The 18,427-nt window shown below is 66.3% G+C and carries 17 protein-coding genes; 1 reads left to right on the top strand and 16 read right to left on the bottom strand.

All coding sequences use genetic code 11. The annotated features are described in order from the left end of the window. Positions 1–4 precede the first annotated feature (4 nt). From NY1_RS01930 to NY1_RS01890, 9 genes are all read right to left on the bottom strand, one after another. Entirely contained in the window at positions 5–1,057 is a 1,053-nt protein-coding gene (locus NY1_RS01930) for a hypothetical protein (RefSeq protein WP_067707163.1), read from the bottom strand. A gap of 98 nt (positions 1,058–1,155) precedes the next feature. Beyond that, positions 1,156–3,285, bottom strand: a complete 2,130-nt coding sequence (locus tag NY1_RS01925; RefSeq protein ID WP_067707159.1) for an acetate--CoA ligase family protein — start codon at positions 3,283–3,285, stop codon at positions 1,156–1,158. Positions 3,286–3,361: 76 nt separating this feature from the next. After that, positions 3,362–4,504 (bottom strand): acyl-CoA dehydrogenase family protein, encoded by a 1,143-nt coding sequence (locus tag NY1_RS01920; protein ID WP_067707156.1) that lies wholly within the window; start codon positions 4,502–4,504, stop codon positions 3,362–3,364. Continuing rightward, positions 4,505–4,942 carry a Zn-ribbon domain-containing OB-fold protein gene (locus NY1_RS01915; protein ID WP_084534537.1) on the bottom strand — a complete coding sequence of 146 codons (438 nt, stop codon included), beginning with the start codon at positions 4,940–4,942 and terminating at the stop codon, positions 4,505–4,507. Further along, entirely contained in the window at positions 4,939–6,102 is a 1,164-nt protein-coding gene (locus NY1_RS01910; protein ID WP_067707845.1) for a thiolase family protein, read from the bottom strand. Before NY1_RS01910 ends, NY1_RS01915 begins: the two co-directional genes overlap by 4 nt. An 11-nt stretch (positions 6,103–6,113) precedes the next feature. Then, positions 6,114–7,373 carry a cytochrome P450 gene (locus NY1_RS01905; RefSeq protein WP_067707153.1) on the bottom strand — a complete coding sequence of 420 codons (1,260 nt, stop codon included), beginning with the start codon at positions 7,371–7,373 and terminating at the stop codon, positions 6,114–6,116. Then, positions 7,370–8,827 carry an aldehyde dehydrogenase gene (locus NY1_RS01900; protein WP_067707150.1) on the bottom strand — a complete coding sequence of 486 codons (1,458 nt, stop codon included), beginning with the start codon at positions 8,825–8,827 and terminating at the stop codon, positions 7,370–7,372. The genes NY1_RS01905 and NY1_RS01900 overlap by 4 nt, the downstream gene beginning before the upstream one ends. A 44-nt stretch (positions 8,828–8,871) precedes the next feature. After that, on the bottom strand, positions 8,872–9,966 hold the full coding sequence (locus NY1_RS01895) for an NAD(P)-dependent alcohol dehydrogenase (protein WP_067707148.1): 1,095 nt from the start codon (positions 9,964–9,966) through the stop codon (positions 8,872–8,874). 33 nt (positions 9,967–9,999) lie between these two features. Beyond that, positions 10,000–11,529, bottom strand: coding sequence for an acyl-CoA synthetase (locus tag NY1_RS01890; RefSeq protein ID WP_067707145.1), 1,530 nt, complete (start codon positions 11,527–11,529; stop codon positions 10,000–10,002). A 318-nt stretch (positions 11,530–11,847) separates the two neighbouring features. Between NY1_RS01890 and NY1_RS01885 the strand changes: the two genes are divergently transcribed. After that, the gene (locus NY1_RS01885) at positions 11,848–12,483 is read left to right on the top strand and encodes a TetR/AcrR family transcriptional regulator (RefSeq protein WP_067707143.1); all 636 of its coding nucleotides are present in this window, start codon (positions 11,848–11,850) and stop codon (positions 12,481–12,483) included. A 16-nt stretch (positions 12,484–12,499) separates the two neighbouring features. On the opposite strand, the gene NY1_RS01880 is transcribed toward NY1_RS01885, so the two are convergent. The 7 genes from NY1_RS01880 to NY1_RS01850 all read right to left on the bottom strand — a co-directional run bounded on the left by NY1_RS01880 (position 12,500) and on the right by NY1_RS01850 (position 18,266). Further along, a complete protein-coding gene (locus tag NY1_RS01880; protein WP_067707140.1) occupies positions 12,500–13,360 on the bottom strand; it encodes an enoyl-CoA hydratase-related protein in 861 nt (286 codons plus the stop codon). A 45-nt stretch (positions 13,361–13,405) separates the two neighbouring features. Continuing rightward, complete coding sequence (locus NY1_RS01875) at positions 13,406–13,858, bottom strand: MaoC family dehydratase (protein WP_067707138.1); 453 nt, start codon at positions 13,856–13,858, stop codon at positions 13,406–13,408. Positions 13,859–13,877: 19 nt separating this feature from the next. Next, the gene (gene fabG, locus NY1_RS01870) at positions 13,878–14,639 is read right to left on the bottom strand and encodes a 3-oxoacyl-ACP reductase FabG (protein ID WP_067707135.1); all 762 of its coding nucleotides are present in this window, start codon (positions 14,637–14,639) and stop codon (positions 13,878–13,880) included. Between the two features lie 67 nt (positions 14,640–14,706). Further along, positions 14,707–16,203: an AMP-binding protein gene (locus NY1_RS01865; protein WP_067707133.1), complete on the bottom strand. Its 1,497-nt coding sequence runs from the start codon at positions 16,201–16,203 to the stop codon at positions 14,707–14,709. Continuing rightward, a complete protein-coding gene (locus NY1_RS01860) occupies positions 16,200–16,652 on the bottom strand; it encodes a MaoC/PaaZ C-terminal domain-containing protein (protein ID WP_067707130.1) in 453 nt (150 codons plus the stop codon). The genes NY1_RS01865 and NY1_RS01860 overlap by 4 nt, the downstream gene beginning before the upstream one ends. Beyond that, the gene (locus NY1_RS01855) at positions 16,649–17,095 is read right to left on the bottom strand and encodes a hypothetical protein (RefSeq protein ID WP_067707126.1); all 447 of its coding nucleotides are present in this window, start codon (positions 17,093–17,095) and stop codon (positions 16,649–16,651) included. The genes NY1_RS01860 and NY1_RS01855 overlap by 4 nt, the downstream gene beginning before the upstream one ends. Before the next feature lie 13 nt (positions 17,096–17,108). Continuing rightward, entirely contained in the window at positions 17,109–18,266 is a 1,158-nt protein-coding gene (locus NY1_RS01850) for an acyl-CoA dehydrogenase family protein (protein WP_067707842.1), read from the bottom strand. Positions 18,267–18,427: the final 161 nt, after the last annotated feature.

The raw sequence follows: 18,427 nt of genomic DNA, 5'->3' as shown, positions 1-18,427 counted from the left end.
CGGATCAGTAGTTGAAGTCCGGTGCGTCGATGGGAACGACTGGCGGCCACGGGTTGTGGTGCATGTCGTTGTCATTGATCGGCATCCCGTGGAACCAGCCGTGGGTACGGTCGGCGGAGGTGGTGTGCCGGGCGTCGATGTAGTCCAGGTGCAGCCAGGACCATTGTTCGGCGGCTGGGCAGGGACCAGTGCGCAGGCTGGGGTCGCTGACCACATCGGATTGGACGAGAACGTCGAGGTGATAGGCCGCGGAGAACCAACGGGCGGTGTCGCGTTCGGCAGTTCGGGCGTCGCGGTGCCAGGTGGTGCTGCGCGCACGGTCGTCGCCGAGACCGCCCGCGCCGATCGAGCGCGCGGCCAAACGGCGGACCACGGGCGCGGCTTCGGCCAGGTCCGCGTACAAGCTCTGGGTGACAAGGGAATTGGCGTAGTGTCCGGGGCCGTTCACCGAGATCATCACGCCGCCGGGTATCCGGCGGTCATGATGGCGACGCAGGTGCGCACCGGTGTGAAACAGCTGCACACTGCCTTTGAACAAGCGCAGCACCCCATCACGCCCGCGCAGCGGGATCGCCTCGGTGTAGATGACGTCGGGCTGGATGGGCGCCAGCTCGGTGAGATACAGCGACGCCAACTCGCTGCACAGCCGCACGAATTCGAGGCCCGGCCGGGCATAGGCTAGGCGACGGTCGTTGAATATGACTAGGAAGGCACTACTTTCGCCGCGGGCGGCCCGTTCCTTCCAGATGCGGCGGCCCTCGGCGATCCGCGCGGCGACCGCGAGCGGGCCGGCCGCCAGGATCCGCTCACCGATCCAGCACAGGTCCATCGCCAATCCGCGCGCCGGCTTGCCCGTCTTGGTGGCCATTCGCCCGAAGACGCAAGGTTGATGCCGCGCAACCCAGTCGAGAAACGCCGCCCGTTTCACCTCCTCGCCGGTGTCGGACAGCAGGATCTCGTGGGCGATGTCGATATCGGGGCCGAACGATGTGCCTGGCGGGTACTGCGGAAGTTCACCAAGCGTGTTGAGCGACAAACCATCCGGAATCGGTGTCATCGTGGCCTCGGTGTCGGGGGCGATGAAGCTCTCAACCCGAGGAGTGTGCCCTGCATCGATCGCGACCGCACGCCGCCACTCCGTCGCGCACCGTAACGTCAGGCGTCGTCCTTCCAGGTGACCAGGGCGTCCAGGGCTTCGACCATGGTGCCCGCCACTCGCAAGGGGTTGATTTCCAGTGATTCGAGGTCCTCGCCCAACGCCTCGGCGAGAGATCCGACGCGGGAGATCACGGCCGCGAGGGCGTCGAGATCGGCGGGTTCCGTGCCACGAGCACCCTGTAGCAGCGGGAGGCCACGCAACTCCCCGAGGAGACGGCGGGCCTTGGCCGGGGTGACGGGGAGGGGCGTCAGAGCGGAGTCGCGCAGGGCTTCGACGAACACTCCGCCAAGTGCGACCGCGAGCATCAGCCCCCACTGTGGGTCACGCACGACGCCGACGAGCAGTTCCACACCGCCCGAACGCATCGGCGACACCAGCACGCCCTCGATCCGGGCGTCCGGAACCGCCTCGGCTGCCGCGACGACCTCCCGGTACGCCCGACGGACCTCTCCGTCACCGGTCACTCCGAGGCGCACGCCGCCCAGGTCGCTCTTGTGCAGGATGTCCGGCGACACGATCTTCACCGCGACGGCTCCGTCGAACTCGGCCGCTGCCGCGACGGCGTCGTCCGCGGAGTCGACCAGCCTGCCCGGGATCACTGGAATGCCTGCCTCGGTGAGCAATCGGCGGGCTGATTCTTCCGACCACGGACCCCGTCTGTCGCGCATCGTGGGCGATACTTGCGGCGCGTCGAGTGTTCGCGGGCTGTTCAGATCCCTGGTCGTCTCCGACCACCAGCCGATATTGCGCAAGGCGACCACGGCCTGCTTCAGTCCGGGTACGGCATAGGGGATCTCCGCTTCGTCCATGACTCGACGGGTATAGGCGGTGATCGGCTGGACCACCTGGCTGACGTAGACCACCGGTCCGGCGGCCTTGCCGATACCGGCGCCGATGGCGTTGATGGCTGTCTGGGCCGCATACGGTTTGTTGTCACTACCCTGCCAGGGCAGGGTGTTGATCACCGCGACCACCCCGACGGAGGGGTCGGCCGACATCGCCTCGATGCAGCGGGTGAAGATGCCGGGGTCGATGATCGCCGCGCCGGTGACGTCCAGTGGGTTCTGCACCGTGCCGTATTCGGGCAGGATCGCGGTCAACCGAGCCACCGTGTCCTCGGCGATGGTGGGCAGCGGTGCGCCGATGTCATCGGCGCGATCGGCCAGGATGTCGCATGCCCCACCGGAAATCGACACCACACCGATCCCGGGCCGCTCCAAGCGTCCGAGGTGCGCCGCGGCGCCGGCGGTGATCAGCATGTCCTCGACGGTGTCGACCCGGATGACCCCGAGGTCGCGGAATATCGCGTCGATCGTGGCGTCGTCCCCGACCAGCGCGCCGGTGTGCGCCGCCGCGGTGCGCGCGGACAGTTCGCTGCTGCCGGCCTTGAGCACCACCACGGCCTTGCCGGCTTCGGCGGCCCGGCGGGCGGCGGCGCGGAACACCTCCGGATCACGGATGGCCTCCATGAAGATCGCCACCGCCCGGGTGTGCTCATCGTCCACGAGGTAATCCAGCACATGTCCGGCCGTGATCATCGCTTCGTTGCCGAGGGTGACCAGGTAGGACAGTCCGATACCGGTCATGGCCGCGAAATCCACCATCGCGCCGCAACTGGCCCCGCTCTGTGATAGCAGCGCCACCGGCCCGGACTCACGCGGCAGACCGGGGATCGCCGCGACCGGCACCTGCTCGGCGAAATTGGCGAAGCCGAGGTGGTTCGGTCCCAGCAGCACCATGCCCAGCGATTCGGCGTGGGCGACCAGTTCGGTCTGTGCGCGCCGACCGGCCGCACCCGTCTCCCCGTACCCGGACGACAGCACGACCGCGTTGCGGATCCCGGCCGCGGCCGCATCGGTGAGCGCATCGCGCATGCCGGCCTGCGGCACCATCATGAACGCGACATCGACCGGTTCGCCGATCGCGGCACACGAGGTGACCGTGGGCCGCCGGTGTGTTTCCACGCCGCGACGGTTGACCAGGATCACTCGGTCGCCGAAGCCTGCCTTCAGCAGATTGCGGTACGTCGTGAGGGAGAACCCCGATTTGTCCGAAGCACCGACGAGCGCGACGCTGCGCGGGCGGAACAACGACGCCAGCCGTTCGGGTGTGATCTGTGAGGTCATCTCGATTCCTTCATCGGGAGAACAGAAGCATGCGGGGATGCGTTGTCGAACGGGATCCGTTGAGCGAGCAGCGAACTCAGAGCCCGTAGGATTTGGCGATGATGTCGCGCTGAACCTCGGAGACGCCGCCGCCGATCGTTATCGCGATCGCCTGCCGAACCTGGCGCTCCATTCCGAACTCGACGGCGTATCCGGCGCCGCCCATCAGCTGCATCGCCTCGAGGGTGGCGCGTTTGGCGAGCTCGGCGGCCTGCAGTTTGGCCATCGAAGCCTCGCGCGGCAAAGGTGTTTCGGGGTTCTGGTCGACGAGGTGCGCGATGCCGTAGACCAGGTGCCGGGTCGATTCGATCGCTGTGGCGAGATCCGCAAGGCGGTGGCGCACGGCTTGGAAGCTGCCGATCGTGCGCCCGAACTGCTTGCGCTCCTTGACATACGCCACCGCATCGTCGAAGGCGCGCTGCGCACGGCCCAGGCCCTGCGCGGCGCAGAGCAGCCGTTCGTGGTTGAGCCCTGCCATCAGCTGCCGCCAGCCGTCGCCAGGGGTGCCCAGGAGCCGGTCGGCCGGAACACGGACATCGGTGAAGAAGACCTCGTTCACCTCGCTGCCGCCCATGGTCTCGATTGCTCGAATCGTCAGGCCGGGTGCCGAAGTCGGCACGCTGATCATGCTCAGGCCCTCGTGCCGTGTGCTCGCAGGCTCGGTCCGGCACACGACGAGCAGATGATCCGCGACGTGTGCCGCGGTGGTCCACATCTTCTGTCCGTTGATCACGTAGTGGTCGCCGGACAACACGGCTCGGGTGGACAGGTTGGCGACATCGGATCCGGCGTCCGGCTCGCTCATGGCGATCGCCTCGACCCGGCCCGCGCAGATGCCACCGAGGATTTCCCGCTTCTGTTCCTCGGTGCCGAACCGCTCGTAGGGACTCGCGACGATCATGCTGACTCCGAGCCCCGCGACCGGAAGCAAACCGCGGTTGACCTCCTCGATCAGCAGGCAGAGTTCCACAGCCCCGCCGCCACCGCCCTCGTGCGCTTCCGAGATGCCGACGCCGACATATCCCAGCTTCGCGAGCTTCTCGTGCAGATCGGGATTGTGCCCGCGGAAGCGCTCATCGGAGAGCGCGGCGAGCTGCTCACGGGTGCCGGCCTCTCGATCGGAGAAGGCTCGAAGCGCTGCGGCGAACGCGCGCTGTTCTTCCGTCAGGATCACAGACAACTAGGCCTCCTTCGGACTCGAGGTCGCCGGGGCGAACACCGGATACGAGTCGCCCTCCGCGGGATGGACGAACGCGACGGTCAGGGACAACCCGGCATGCAACCGGTCCGGTTCGATGCCGACGATGCGCGCGTTGAGCCAAGGTCCCTCGTCCAGTTCGATCAGTCCGACCGGGAAGGGCACCTGGTCCGCGAAGGCCGGATGCGGCGGATGGTGGACCACCGACCACGAAATCAGCTCACCTGAACCGGATGCGTTGTGCCACTCCAGGTTCGAGCTTCCGCATGAACAGGTGCGCGATTCCAGACCGAGCGGATGACCGCAATCGGAGCACTTACGGATGAGCAGGCAGTCGGCCGCGCTGGCATCGAAGAACTCGGCACTGCGTTCGTCGCGCACGACCGGGGGACCGGAGATCTCTATGGTCACGGTTGTCACGCCCCCTTCAAGACGAGAGTCGAATGGTGATCGAGGACACCGCCGTTGCCACTGACCAAGATCACGTCACGTTTGCCCACCTGGCGCTCGCCCGCCTGACCACGGCCCTGGATGACAGCTTCGGTGAGAGGCGTCATACCCCACAGGTAATACGACGACAGCTGCCCGCCACCGGTATTGAGCGGCAAAGCGCCTCCCGGTCCGAGCCGCCCGTCGGCGACGAACGCGCCGCCCTCACCCTTCGCGCAGAATCCGTAGTCCTCCAAGGTGATCAGGACCGTGAAGGTGTAGCAGTCGTAGAGTTCGACGAGGTCGACGTCGCCTACGGAGACCCCGGCCATCTTCAGCGCGGTCGGGCCGGAAATCGCTGCGCCCGTGCGCAATCCGAACTCCGAGCCCCGTTCGGCGAGCTGACCGGGATGGCCCTGACCCCAGCCGAGGATGTCGACCGGCGGCTGCGCGAGGTTTCGTGCCCGCTCCGCGGTGGTGACGATCACCGCGGCCCCGCCGTTGGAGACGAGACAGCAGTCGAGCAGATGCAGGGGGTCGGCGATCCAGCGGGAATTCTGGTGGTCCGCCAACGTGATCGGATCACGCAGCTGGGCAAGAGGATTCAGCGCGGCCCAGGATCGCTGTGCGACCGCGATGTGCCCGAGCTGCTCACTGGTCGTCCCGTAGGTCTCCATGTGCCGACGGGTGGCGAGCGCGTATCTGGCATTCGCGTTGGTGATACCACTGGCGATGTTGTAGCTCGCGAAGCCGGTGGCCGGTTTGCGGCCGCGTCCGGTATAGGCCGCACCCGCGGACAGTTTGGGTTGCAATGGCGCGTCGGCGAAAACACATGCCACGGTCTCGGCCATACCGCTCGTCACCGCGGCGGCCGCGTACGTCAGCATCGACCCCGCGGTGGCACCGTAGGCGTTCATTTCGGTGAGCAGCCGCAGATCGCGCAGTCCGAGAACATTGCCCAGGGAGATGCCGAGATCGCGCCTCAGGCCACTGGAGACCAGCAGTCCGTCGATGTCTGTTGTCCGCAATCCAGCGTCGGCGGCGGCGCGGCGGACGGCGTCGGCGGCGAAGTCGGTGGCGCTGCGGCCGTAGATTTTGCCGACCTCGGTGATGCCGAGGCCGGCGATGGACGCCCGGCTCGAATTCCTCACGTGCGACTCCTTCACGCGCCGAATTCGCACGGCATCGCGCGGACGCCGTGGATGAAGTCGCCGACGAGGTACTCGGGCGCGCCGGCCCGAATATCCGGAATATTGCGCAGCAGTTCGGAAAACAGCGCGCGCAACTGAGTTTTGGCGACATGATTGCCGAGGCAGAAGTGGGGGCCACCGCCGCCGAAACCCAAGTGCGGGTTCGGATCACGGCTCAGATCGAGCCGGTCGGGGTCGGTGAAGACCGAGGTGTCCCAATTGCCGGAGGGATAGACCATGACCACCCTCTCACCGGCCTTGATCACCCGGCCGCCCAGTTCGTAGTCGGCGACGGCGGTGCGGCGGAACGTCATCACCGGCGTGGACCAGCGCACGAATTCCTCGACGGCAGTGGGGATCCGGCCGTCGATGTCGGCCATCAGCCACTCCCGTTGTTCCGGGAAGTCGGTCAGGGCCCGCAGGGCGTGGCTCGTGGTCTGGCGGGTGGTGTCGTTACCGGCGACGCACAGCAGGACGAAGAACGCGGCGATCTCCTTGTCGGTGAGCCGCTCCCCATCGATCTCGGCCTGCACGAGGTTGGTCATGAGGTCGTCCGCCGGATCGGCCCGCCGCCGCTCGGCCATCTCGAGCGCCAGTTGGTGCAGGTACATGGTCTGGACCACGAGCAGCCCGAGCGGATCACGCCCGGCCAGGTGCACCTCATCGTTCAGTGACACGAGATCGTTGGCGGCCTCGGCCGCTTCCACACGGCGATCCTCCGGGATACCGACCATATCCGCCAAGGTGCGCAACGGAAGCAGGCTGGAACACCGGCGCACGAAATCCACCCCGCTGCCGGCGGCGGCGAGCTCGCGCACAATCGCCGCGGCATTGGTCTTGATCTGCTCCTCGATGCGCTTGACCTGCCTCGGGGTGAAGGCCGCGCTGACCAATTTGCGAATCTTGGTGTGCCGTGGCGGATCCATGGCGAGGAAAGACTGGGTGGCTTCGAGCGCCTCCTCGGGCATGTCGGCGAACAGCACGCCCTTACCGGAGATGAAGACATCGTGACGGCGACTGACTTCGACGATGTCGCGATGGCGCACGACCGCCCAGAAGCCCACGGCATCCGGGTTCTGCTGCAACGACTCCGGGGGGCGCTGCCAACTGACGGGCCGTTGCTCACGCAGGACCGCGAAACTCCGCTCGCGATCGGCTGCGGTGGTGGACCAGAACGCGCGCGTGGACAGGTCGATCGCATCGTAGGGGCGCGTGGAAATGAGAGCATTCATCGTGCGGTCCCCCGCGGGGAAAGATAGATCGACTTCAGTTCGACGTAGGCGTTCAGCCCCTCCGGGCCGAATTCCCGGCCGAGTCCACTGGCTTTCACCCCGCCGAAGGGCGCACCGATGTCCAGGTTGTAGAAATTGACGCCGATGGAGCCGGTCTCGACTCGCCGCGCCAACTCGACTCCCTTCTCGGGGTCGGAGGTCCAAATCGTGCCGCCGAGACCATATTCGGAGTCGTTGGCGATCGCCACGGCCTCGTCGATATCGCCGTAGGGGATCACGGTCAGCACCGGGCCGAAGATCTCCTCGCGGGCGATCACCGAGGTGTTGTCCGAGTCGGCGAAGACCGTGGGCTGGACGAACCATCCCTGTTCTCGGTCCGGTCGCCCGCCTCCCGCCGCGACCCGGGCACCCGATGCTTTCCCCGCGGCGATATAGGACTCCACCCGCTCGCGCTGTCGTCGGCTCACCAGGGGGCCGACATGGGTGGCCGGATCCATGGGATCGCCGACTGTCAATGCGTTGGCGAGACCGGCGACCGCATCGACGACTTCCCGATACCGACTGTGCGGGGCGAGGATTCGGGTGGACAGGTAGCAGGTCTGGCCATTGTTGAGTAGCGAACCTGTTGCCAGGCCGGTGATGGTGTCGGCGAGATCGGCGTCGTCGAGGACGATCGCCGCGGACTTGCCGCCGAGCTCCAAGGTGACCGGCCGCAACAGGCGTCCGCATACTTCGCCGATGCGACGGCCCGCCGCGGTGGATCCGGTGAAGGCGACCTTGTTCACTCCCGGATGGGCGACGAGGTGCTCGCCGGCGTCGACGCCGCCGGAGACCACATTGAGTACACCGGCGGGCAACCCCGCTCGCTCGGCGGCGGCCGCGAGTTCGAATGCGTCCAAGGACGTTTCGGGGGCGGGCTTGAGCACCACGGTGCACCCCGCGGCCAAGGCAGGCGCCACCTTGGCCATGGTCAGCGCCTGCGGGAAGTTCCAGGGCACGATCGCCGCGACCACGCCGACGGGCTGACGCCGGACCAGTGTGTCGCCCAAGCCGTCGGCGCGCGGTCGGCGTTCCTCGAAGGCGATGGTCCGGGCGAGGGCGGCGTAATACCGCAGCAGTCCGACCGGCCCCGAGCCCTCGGCGAAAGTCGCCACCGCGATCGGCATTCCGTTCTGCCGGGTGGTCAGCGCCGCACGATCGGCGAGATTCTTCTGCAACTCATCGGCCAACCGCTCCAGCAGCGCGGCTCGGTGCTCGGCGGTGAGCCCGGCCCATTCCGGCGCGGCCAGCGCGCCGCGCGCCGCGGCGACCGCGCGGTCCACGTCCGCGGGGCCGGCGGACGGCACGGTGCTGAACCGCTGCTCATCTGTGGGGGAAATGACGGCGATCGGAGTGTTTTCGCCCATCGGCCGGACCCAGTTCCCGCCGATGTAGAAGGAGTCGTATTCACGCATGCTGAGCGTCCTTTTGATCGAAATCCGCTGTCCTGCGAAAGATTTCAGGCGGGAATAAGTACCGGTTTGACAACCGCGCCGGACAGGGTCGCCTGTTCGGCCTCGTTGATGCGGTCGAGGGGGAAGGTCTGGATGAGCCGGTCGAACGGGAACAGACCCTGCTCCCACAGCGCGATCAGCTGTGGGATGAAAACCTGTGGGACGGCACTGCCCTCGATGATCCCGGTGACCGTACGGCCGACAGCCAGGTCCGACGGGTCGATCACCAGATCACCGCGCTGGATGCCCACCAGGCCACAGGTTCCGGTAGACCGCAACGCCCGGATCGCCGTGGAGATCACCGCTGGGAGGCCGGTGGTGTCGAGGCTGTAGTGCGCGCCGCCACCGGTGGCCTCCTGCACGGCCGCCACCAGATTCTCGTCGGTACCGTCGAACGTATGCGTGGCGCCCAGTTCCCGAGCCAGTTCCAGCCGAGCGGGATTGAGGTCGACAGCGATGATGGTGGCCGCACCGGCCACCTTCGCCGCCATCACCGCGCTCAGGCCGACACCACCCGCTCCGAACACCACAATGCTCGACGCTGCCCGGACATCGAGCGCCAGCAGCACCGAACCGGCTCCGGTCTGGACGCCGCAGCCCAGCGGGCCGAGTAGTTCCAAGGGCAGATCCTTCGAGACCCGCACGGCGTTGCGTGCCGATGCCAGCACATGGGTGGCGAAGGACGACTGGCCGAACCAGCGGGACGCAACCGGCTTGTCGTCCGCGTCGGTGACGGGGCTGGAACCGTCGACGCCGACTCCGATGAGGTTCCTGGCGAGGAAGGTGTCACAATAGGCGGCCTGCGCGGACTGGCAATTGGCGCAGGTCCGGCAGGAATCGAAGGACAGCACGACGTGGTCGCCGAGTTCGAGGCCGGTGACGCCGGAGCCGACCGCCTCGACCACCCCCGAGCCTTCGTGCCCGGTGATGATCGGCGGTTTGGCGACGTAGTTCGGCACCCGCGGCAGCAGGTCGCTGTGGCACATCCCGGTACCGGCGATCCGTACTCGGATCTCCCCCGGGCCCGGCTCCGCCAGCTCGAGGTCCTCGATCTGGTACGGCTTGTCGTGGGCGCGCAGCACTGCGGCTTTGATCAGCATTGTTCTCTCCTAAGGTGGATCAGGTAGCCGGGTTTACCGGTAGAGGTCACGCAGCTTGCCCTTGACAAGCTTTCCGGTGGGTGTGCGCGGTAGGTCGCGCGTGAATTCGATGCGACGGGGCACCTTGAAACCGGCGACCCGCTCGCGGAGGTAGCTCTGAAGCTCGTCCGCCAGTTCCGGACCGGAGTCGGAATGCTCGACGGGTTGGACGATCGCCAGGACGGCTTCGCCCATCTCCGGATCGGGTACACCGATCACGGCGACGTCGAAAACCTTGGGGTGCAGAGCGAGTGAGTTCTCTATCTCCTGCGGATAGATGTTCACCCCACCGGAGATGATCATGAATGCCTGACGGTCGGTGAGGAACAGGTAGCCCTCATCGTCCACATAGCCCAGGTCGCCGGTGGTGGTCCAGGTCGAATGAACCGGATGCCTTGTGCGCGCGGACTTCTCGGGGTCGTTGTGGTAGACGAACGGCGGCGTGTCGCGCTCGAAGTAGATCGTCCCGGTATCGCCCGTCGCCAGCACGGTGCCGTCGTCGCCACAGACGCGGATGGTTCCGACGCCGGCCCGGCCGACCGAACCGCGCTTACGCAGCCACTCCCCGGGGGAGATGAAGGTGATCCCGTTGCCCTCGGTCGACGAGTAGTACTCGTACAACACCGGCCCCCACCAGTCGATCATCGCCTGCTTCACCTCGACCGGGCAGGGCGCGGCGGCGTGCACGGCGACGCGCAGGCTCGACAGGTCGTACCGGCCGCGGACGCCATCGGGCAGCTTGAGCATGCGCACGAACATCGTTGGGACCCACTGGCTGTGGGTCACCCGATATCGCTCGATCATCGCCAGCGCTTCCTCGGCGTCGAAACGCTCCATCAGCACCACGGTCCCGCCCAGCGCCTGCACCACGCCGCTGAACCGCAGCGGGGCGGCATGGTAGATCGGGGCCGGGGACAGATACACGCTGTCCCGATCGAAGCCGTACATCTGCCCGAACACCGCGACGTAGCTGTCGCCCGGCTCGTCGACCTGGCAGTCGGGCAGCGGGGGTTTGATGCCCTTCGGCCGGCCGGTCGTGCCCGAGGAATAGAGCATGTCGGATCCGCGCGGCTGGTCCGGCAGCGGTTCGGCCGATGACTTGTCCACCGCCTCCTCGTACGAGTCGTATCCGCGAACGGATCCGTGATAGGCGAGGCGGACACGGACGTTCGACACGTCATCGGCGACCTGCTCGGCCAGGGGGGCCAGGGACGCCGCCGCGATCAGGACGCCGGCACCGCAGTCGTCGACGATGTAAGCGGCCTCGGCGGGGGTGAGGTGCCAGTTGACGACTGTGATGTACAAGCCGGAACGCATTGCGGCCCAATATATTTCGAAGACCCTAGGGTGATTGTCGGCCAGCACCGCAATGTGATCGCCGCGGCGCAGCCCGGCATCGTGGAGGAACCGCGCCAACCGCGCCGAATTCCGGTCGAGATCCCGGTAGGTGAGCGCCTCGCCGGTAGCAGCGAGGATCGCGGCCGGTTTGTCGGGAAATTGAGAAACATACGCACCGGGATACATCCGACTCCCTTGTCGATGACCGTTGAATGCCGTCGCTCTCCCTGCTCGCTCACGAGCGACGCGGTGACGACGATTCGAAGTTGTTGCGGATGCGGCCCTTGCGGCCACCATCGCTGAATGTGACGCTAACCATACTTAGACAGTGTGTCAAGACATGTTGTATGGACGAATAGTCCAGACATTGTGTCCAACTATTGATCCAGGGTCACCGGCTCCACCCATGCCTGGACATCGCGTCCATACCCGGTGTCTAGGCTGGTCTGGATACCCACGGCGATCGAGAATCGAAGTTGCCGCACAGAGCGATTGGAGCCACCGATGCCACCGATGACTCGCAGTTCACAGCCACGGCGCCAAGAAAGGCGGATCGCCCTCGAGGGCCGGCTGCTCGATGCGGCCGAGACCTTGATGGGCGAGCAGAACCTGACGTTCGCCGAATTGAGCGTCGATCGACTGGCAGGGGCCGCCGGCATCTCCCGGGCGTCGTTCTATCTGTACTTCGAGGACAAGGGCCAACTCCTGCGCCGGCTGGCGCATCAGGCGCTCACCGAGATATCCGAAGCAGCCAAGACCTGGTGGCAGGCCGCCGAGCGGAACAATCCCGATGACCTGCGGCAAGCGATGAAGAACGTGCTCGCGACCTATCGACGCCGACGTCTGATCTTGTCCGCGGTCGTCGAGGAAGCCGCCTACGACGCGGGCATCGCCGAAGTCTTCAACGGACTGATCGATGACGTCCGCAGCACCACTCGCAAGATCATCGAGCGCGGACAGGCCAGCGGCCGTATCCGCCCCATGCCCACCGACGAGATCGCCGACGCCCTGACCTGGATGGTCGAACGCGTCTGCTACCAGATGATCCGCAATTCCGATCCGGAGAACGACGAGACGCTCGCCACCGCCCTCACCCAAATCATCTGGAACACCCTCTATCTCGCTGATCCGACGAAATGAACCGGCCTGCGGCCGGTCAGCCCGGTTGCCGTGGCCAAGCCGGGATCATGGCGGGAAGGTCGGCAGCGGGACCGAGCTGGAACACAGGCTTCCGCCGTTCCAGGAACGCGGCCACGCCCTCGGCGAAATCCTTGGAGCCGATGAGCGCCTGAAGCACCTGCGATTCCAGCCGGTGCGCGATCCACGGACCACCCTGCTCGGACATCGCCCACATCATCTGTTTGGCCGCGGCGAAAGCCACCGGGGCGATGTTCTCGGATATCTCGGCGGCGAGCGCCTTCGCCGTATCGAGTAAGGCGTCATCGGAGCACACCTGGGAGACCAGGCCGCCCGCGAGCGCTTCCGCCGCTCCGAACGTCCTGCCCGTCGTGACCCACTCCATCGCCCGCGACATACCGACCAGCCGCGGCAGGAACCAGCTCGACGCGGCTTCGGGAACCAGACAGCGCCGAGTGAAGACGAATCCGAATCGCGCACTCTCGGAAGCGATTCGGATGTCCATCGGCAAGGTTATCGTCGAACCGATCCCGATCGCGGGGCCGTTGATCGCTCCGATCACCGGCTTCTTCATGGCGGCGATACGAAGGGACGCGTAGCCGCCGCCGTCGCGCGGAGTGCCGTCGTCGAAGAGCGGAACGGCGTTTCGGGTCTGGTCGAACTCCCCCGCTTCGGGATCGAGGTCGGCGCCCGCGCAGAACGCGCGCCCTCGCCCCGTCACGATCACGGCCCGAACCGAGTCGTCGGCATCGGCCAGATCGCACGCGGCAACGATCTCACGCGCCATCCGGTACGTGTATGCGTTGAGTCTGCCGGGCCGTTCCAAGGTGATCGTTGCCGTTCCGTCCGCGACGGCATAGTCGATTTCGGTGAATTGCATGGCTCATACCTCCAATTCGCGCTGTTCCGCCATTACCCGGGTAGCTCAATCCACCAGTAGCAGCAGCCATTCGGCCACACAGGCCGGCTTGGCGCCGCCGTCGATCTCGACGGTCACGGTGACCGTCATCTGCGTTCCCGCGGGAGTCGGCGCGACCGTGCTGAGCTCCGCGCCGGCGCGGACCCGGTCACCCACCTTCACCGCCGAAGGGAATCGAACCTTGTTGCAGCCGTAGTTGATTCCCATCTTCAATCCCTCGACGCGCCAAATCTGCGCGGTGAGCAGCGACACCAGCGACAACGTCAGGAATCCATGCGCGATCGGGGCTCCGAACGGCCCCGCGGCCGCCGCTTCCGGGTCGACGTGGATCCACTGGTGGTCGCCGGTCGCGTCGGCGAAGAGATCGACCCGCTGCTGGGTGACGGTCAGCCAATCGCCGTAGCCGAGATGCGTGCCGACCGCGGACGGCAGCTCGGCGATTCCATTGAAAATCATCATCCTTCGTCCTTCTGACAGATCAGTCGGCCGGGCCGCCCGCGACATACAGCACCTGACCGGAGACGTATCCGGCGCCCTCCCCCGCAAGGAAGGTGACCGCGTTCGCGATGTCCTCGGGCTTGCCCGCCCGGCCGACCGGGATCTGCTTCACCACCGCGTCCCGGAAATCCTCGAAGGACAGTCCCATGCGTGCGGCGGTCGCCGCGGTCATCTCGGTTTCGATGAAGCCCGGTGCGATCGCGTTGACAGTGACGCCGAACTTGCCCAGCTCGATCGCGAGCGTCTTGGTGAAGCCCTGCAGACCGGCCTTCGCGGCGGAGTAATTGGCCTGGCCGCGGTTGCCGAGCGCCGACGTGCTGGACAGATTGATGATCCGTCCCCACTTGGCGCTCGTCATGTAGGACTGCACCGCTCGGCTCATCAGGAACGCGCCCCGCAGATGTACGTTCATCACCGCGTCCCAGTCGCCCGTGGTCATCTTGAAAAGCATGTTGTCGCGGATGATCCCGGCATTGTTCACCAGTACGGTGGGTGTACCGAGGTCGGCGGCAACTCGCTGCACCGCAGCAGCCACACCGTCTTCATCGGAGACGTCGGCGGCGACCGCGAGCGCACGGCCACCCGTCACCTCGATCTCCGCGACGACCGTCTTGCATGCCGCCTCGTCGAGATCGAGAACCGCGACGGCGTATCCCGCGGCGGCCAGCGCCTTCGCGGTGGCCGCGCCGATGCCGCGTGCGGCTCCGGTGACGATGGCGGTCCGGGCATTGTCGGCACTCATCTTCTCTGCTCCTGAACTCATTTCTTGCTCCTGAAGTTGGCTGGATGGTCCATATCCGTCGTCACGATCAGTCCGGGAAGTACCGGCGCAGTTCGCCTTTGAGCACCTTGCCGCTCGGATTGCGCGGGAGGGAATCGATGATCACAACCCGGCGCGGGCGGCGGAAACCGGCTATGCGGGGGCGCGCCCAATCGATCAGGGCGGCCTCACCCAGTTGTGCCCCTTCGCGGAGCGCGACGATCGCTGCGACGGCTTCACCCCAGGTGCGGTCGGGTACGCCGATAACGGCGACCTCGGCAACCTGGGGATGTGTCACGAGCACCCGCTCCACTTCGGCCGGGTAGACGTTCTCGCCGCCGGTGATGATCATGTCCTTGAGCCGGTCGGTGATGAACAGGTAGCCCGAGTCGTCGAAATGGCCGACATCGCCGGTGCGCAGCCAGCCGTCCGGGGCTCGAAGCCGCGCCGTTGCTTCCGGGCGCCGCCAGTATCCTTCGGCGCATTGCCGAGAACGCACCCAGATCTCACCGTCACTGCCGCTGGGCAGCCGCGACTCGGTGTGGGGATCGCGGATTTCGACCTCCACCCACGGGTATGGCTTGCCGACCGAGGTCAGCAGGTCGCCGTGGTGATCCTCGGGTTCCAGTTGCACGATGGCACCGCAGGTTTCGGTCAGGCCGAACACCTGGATCAACGGCGCGTCGAGCCGGTTCTGGACCTGCCGCAGCAGCGGCATCGATATCGGTGCGGCCCCGTAGACGATCGATCGCAGAGCCGGGAATTCCGCCTTCCCGCTGCCGAGGACGTCGACCATCATCTGCAGCATCGACGGTGCGACAAGCACATTCGTGATGTTCAACCGTCCGATATCCGCGACCAAGGCCGCGGCATCGAATTCGGGGGCGACAACGCATTGCGCCCCACGGAACAGAGCCACGAACGCCCACGCCGAACCCCCCATGTGGAACAGCGGCATCACAACGGACACAACGGATTCCGCATCGACACGCCAGTATCGAGCCGCATGGAACAACTGGGCCAGGTTGCCGTTGGTGATGACCACGGCCTTGGGAAGGCCCGTGGTGCCCGATGTGTAGAACTGGATGAAGGCGTCGTCGGGTCCCGAGACGATCGCCGAGTCCACCGGGTTCTCGGCATCGCGCCATGCCTCGTAGCCCGCACCGATGATCAATCTGGTCACCCGGGGCGGCGCCGCATCGGCGAACTCGCTGTCGGTCACGACAATCCGCGCCTCGGCGTCCGAGATCAATTCGGCGAGATCCGCAGCGGTCAACCGCCAGTTCAACGGGGCGAGCACCGCCCCGATCTGCGCGCATCCGAACAGCACCTCGAAGAACTCCGGCCAGTTGCGACCGAGGTATCCGACGCGCTGTCCACGGGTGACGCCCGACCGCGAGAGCGCTCGGGCCACCCTGCCGGCCCGAGCGTCCAGCTCGGCGAACGTCAGCACCGAGCTCTCACCGCGCAGCGCGACGTCGTGCGGCCGGGCGCGGGCGAAATCACGAATGATCCGGACAGGGTCGAAGTCGCCGGGTGCGATCATGGCCGATTCCGTTCTACGCCTGTAGTTTTCGCCTCATTCAGAGCGAGGGTGGCACTGCCGAGGATGGCGCGGCGGCCATCCACGTCGGCCCACACATCGCATTCGACCGACAGGCCGGATCCGTCCTCGGTCACCGCGGTGACCTCGCCTCCGACGATGACATCGTCTCCGGCGAAGACATTGGCCCGGAAGGAGCAGTCGATCCGGCGCAGGGCGCTGCGCGTACCAGCCCATTCCGTGAGCAGATCCAGCACGTAGGCCATGGTCGCGCCGCCCTGATTGACTTCACGGTCGCCCAACCCGGCACGCGTCACCGCGTCGGGGTCGAAATGAATAGGATTCGAATCCCGCAGGACAAGAGCGACGATCATGATGTGGTCCGGGCTCACCGCGGCGATCCGGCGTTCGGGCAGCCGGGTTCCGACCCGCACCCCGTGCGCGAATGTCACTGCGCCCCTCCACGTTTGAACAAATAGACGCTGGTCACCGCGCCGACGCGGGCCCCCGATCCATCACAGATCTCCAAGCGCACGTCCACGTTGTCGAGCCGCGAACCGTCGCGCGCGGTGCGCGAGCCGGTCGCGGCGATGCGGCCCTGCGCGCTGTAGCGCGCCCCGACGCTCAGCGTTGCCCGCTGCTCGATCTCGCACCTGCCGAACAAGAGGGTGTCGTCCTCGGACTTGCCCGCCAGCTCGCACAGCTCGCTCACGCTGATCCCCGAGCAACGCAAGGAGATCACCACGAACCACATCGGATGGGCGATGCCGGGCTCGCCCCCTGGTGCGCGCACGGCGCGCTCCAGCATCGCGTTCTCGTGCGGTTCGATGACGAGGTCGCCACCGCGCAGCCGCGTTCCCTCGAGTTCGCGCAACTCGTCGAGAGTCATTGTCATGTCCCGCAACTCCTCAGTACGACCTCGGCAGCCCGAGGCCGTGCTGCGCGATGTGGTTGAGCACCATTTGCGTCGACACCGGCGCGACCTGCTGCAGCCGCACGATGCCCCACAGGTCCGCCAGACCGTACTCGTGCGACATGCCGTTGCCGCCGTGCATTTGTATGGCGGCGTCGAGAGCTTTGAAGCCCGCACGGGAAGCGAGGAATTTGGCCATGTTCGCCGTCTCGCCCGCCGGCAGGCCGGCATCGATCTCGGCCGCGGCACGCCAGACCATCGCGGCGGCCCCGGCCAGCTCGATGGCAGCCTCGGCAAGGGGGTGCTGGACGCCCTGGTACGTGCCGACCGGAACACCCCAGACATTGCGTTCCTTGACGTAGCGGACCGCCTTGTCGATCGCGTAACGACCCACGCCGAGACAGATGACGGCGCTGAGCACCCGCTCCGGATTCAGGCCGTCGAACAGTGCGGCGAGACCGTTGTCGACCTCGCCGACAACGGCTTCGGCGGGCAGCCGGACATCATCGAAGAACAGGGTGAACTGACGTTCGGGAGCGCCGAGGGCGGTCGGGATGAGCTGGCGGCTCAGGCCACGAACGGCTGGATCATCGACGATGAACAGGGTGAGCCGCCCACGTCCGGTCCGTTCGTCGGTGCCGGTGCGTGTCACCAGCAGGAAATGGTCGCAGTGATCAATTCCCGAGATGTAGTACTTGGTGCCGCGCACGATCCAGTCATCGCCGTCGCGCTTGGCCCAGGTAGTGACATTGTGCGAGTTCGAACCGGCGTCCGGCTCGGTCAGGGCGAAGACGAACTTCTCTGTGCCGCTGGCGATTCCGGGCAGATAGCGGCGCTTCTGCGCCTCGGTTCCGTGTCGTGACAGCACGCTGCCCGCGATGCCCTGCGACAACACCAGGGCGAGTTCCGGGCAACCGCCCGCGGACAGTTCTTCCAGCACGATGGCGAGTTCGGTGACCCCTGCGCCGCTGCCGCCGTATTCCTCGGGGATGCCGACCCCCAGATATCCCCCCTGCCCCAATCGCTCCCACAACTCGGTCATGGGTTCGCCGGTTGCCGCCTTGGACCGGTAGTACTCGTGACCGAACCGGCCGACAATTCCCGCGACGGCGGCCCGCAGCTCCTTTTCCTCATTACTCGGCCACAACGGCAGACAGAGGCTGTGGATGGACATGGTGATTGTTGTTCCTTCCAAATCCGCGGCCGACTACTGATAAATGGTCGGCAGGATTCGCTCAGTGATGCGACAACAGCTGCTCACAGGCGGTATCCGAGATTGAAATCATCCTGAACCACTACTGACATTTAGTCAAG

It is taken from the genome of Nocardia yamanashiensis NBRC 100130 (assembly GCF_001613325.1).
In the GTDB taxonomy this organism is placed as follows: Bacteria; Actinomycetota; Actinomycetes; order Mycobacteriales; family Mycobacteriaceae; genus Nocardia; species Nocardia yamanashiensis.
This window is presented reverse-complemented; position numbering and strand designations above follow the sequence as displayed.

What these genes read in the sequence shown, in the direction of transcription:
- fabG (WP_067707135.1), bottom strand. Translation starts at nt 14,639, where the DNA reads ATGAGTGCCGACAATGCCCGGACCGCCATCGTCACCGGAGCCGCACGC.
- NY1_RS01895 (WP_067707148.1), bottom strand. Translation starts at nt 9,966, where the DNA reads ATGCTGATCAAAGCCGCAGTGCTGCGCGCCCACGACAAGCCGTACCAG.
- NY1_RS01875 (WP_067707138.1), bottom strand. Translation starts at nt 13,858, where the DNA reads ATGATGATTTTCAATGGAATCGCCGAGCTGCCGTCCGCGGTCGGCACG.
- NY1_RS01880 (WP_067707140.1), bottom strand. Translation starts at nt 13,360, where the DNA reads ATGCAATTCACCGAAATCGACTATGCCGTCGCGGACGGAACGGCAACG.
- NY1_RS01925 (WP_067707159.1), bottom strand. Translation starts at nt 3,285, where the DNA reads ATGACCTCACAGATCACACCCGAACGGCTGGCGTCGTTGTTCCGCCCG.
- NY1_RS01930 (WP_067707163.1), bottom strand. Translation starts at nt 1,057, where the DNA reads ATGACACCGATTCCGGATGGTTTGTCGCTCAACACGCTTGGTGAACTT.
- NY1_RS01855 (WP_067707126.1), bottom strand. Translation starts at nt 17,095, where the DNA reads ATGACAATGACTCTCGACGAGTTGCGCGAACTCGAGGGAACGCGGCTG.
- NY1_RS01865 (WP_067707133.1), bottom strand. Translation starts at nt 16,203, where the DNA reads ATGATCGCACCCGGCGACTTCGACCCTGTCCGGATCATTCGTGATTTC.
- NY1_RS01890 (WP_067707145.1), bottom strand. Translation starts at nt 11,529, where the DNA reads ATGTATCCCGGTGCGTATGTTTCTCAATTTCCCGACAAACCGGCCGCG.
- NY1_RS01900 (WP_067707150.1), bottom strand. Translation starts at nt 8,827, where the DNA reads ATGCGTGAATACGACTCCTTCTACATCGGCGGGAACTGGGTCCGGCCG.
- NY1_RS01885 (WP_067707143.1), top strand. Translation starts at nt 11,848, where the DNA reads ATGCCACCGATGACTCGCAGTTCACAGCCACGGCGCCAAGAAAGGCGG.
- NY1_RS01905 (WP_067707153.1), bottom strand. Translation starts at nt 7,373, where the DNA reads ATGAATGCTCTCATTTCCACGCGCCCCTACGATGCGATCGACCTGTCC.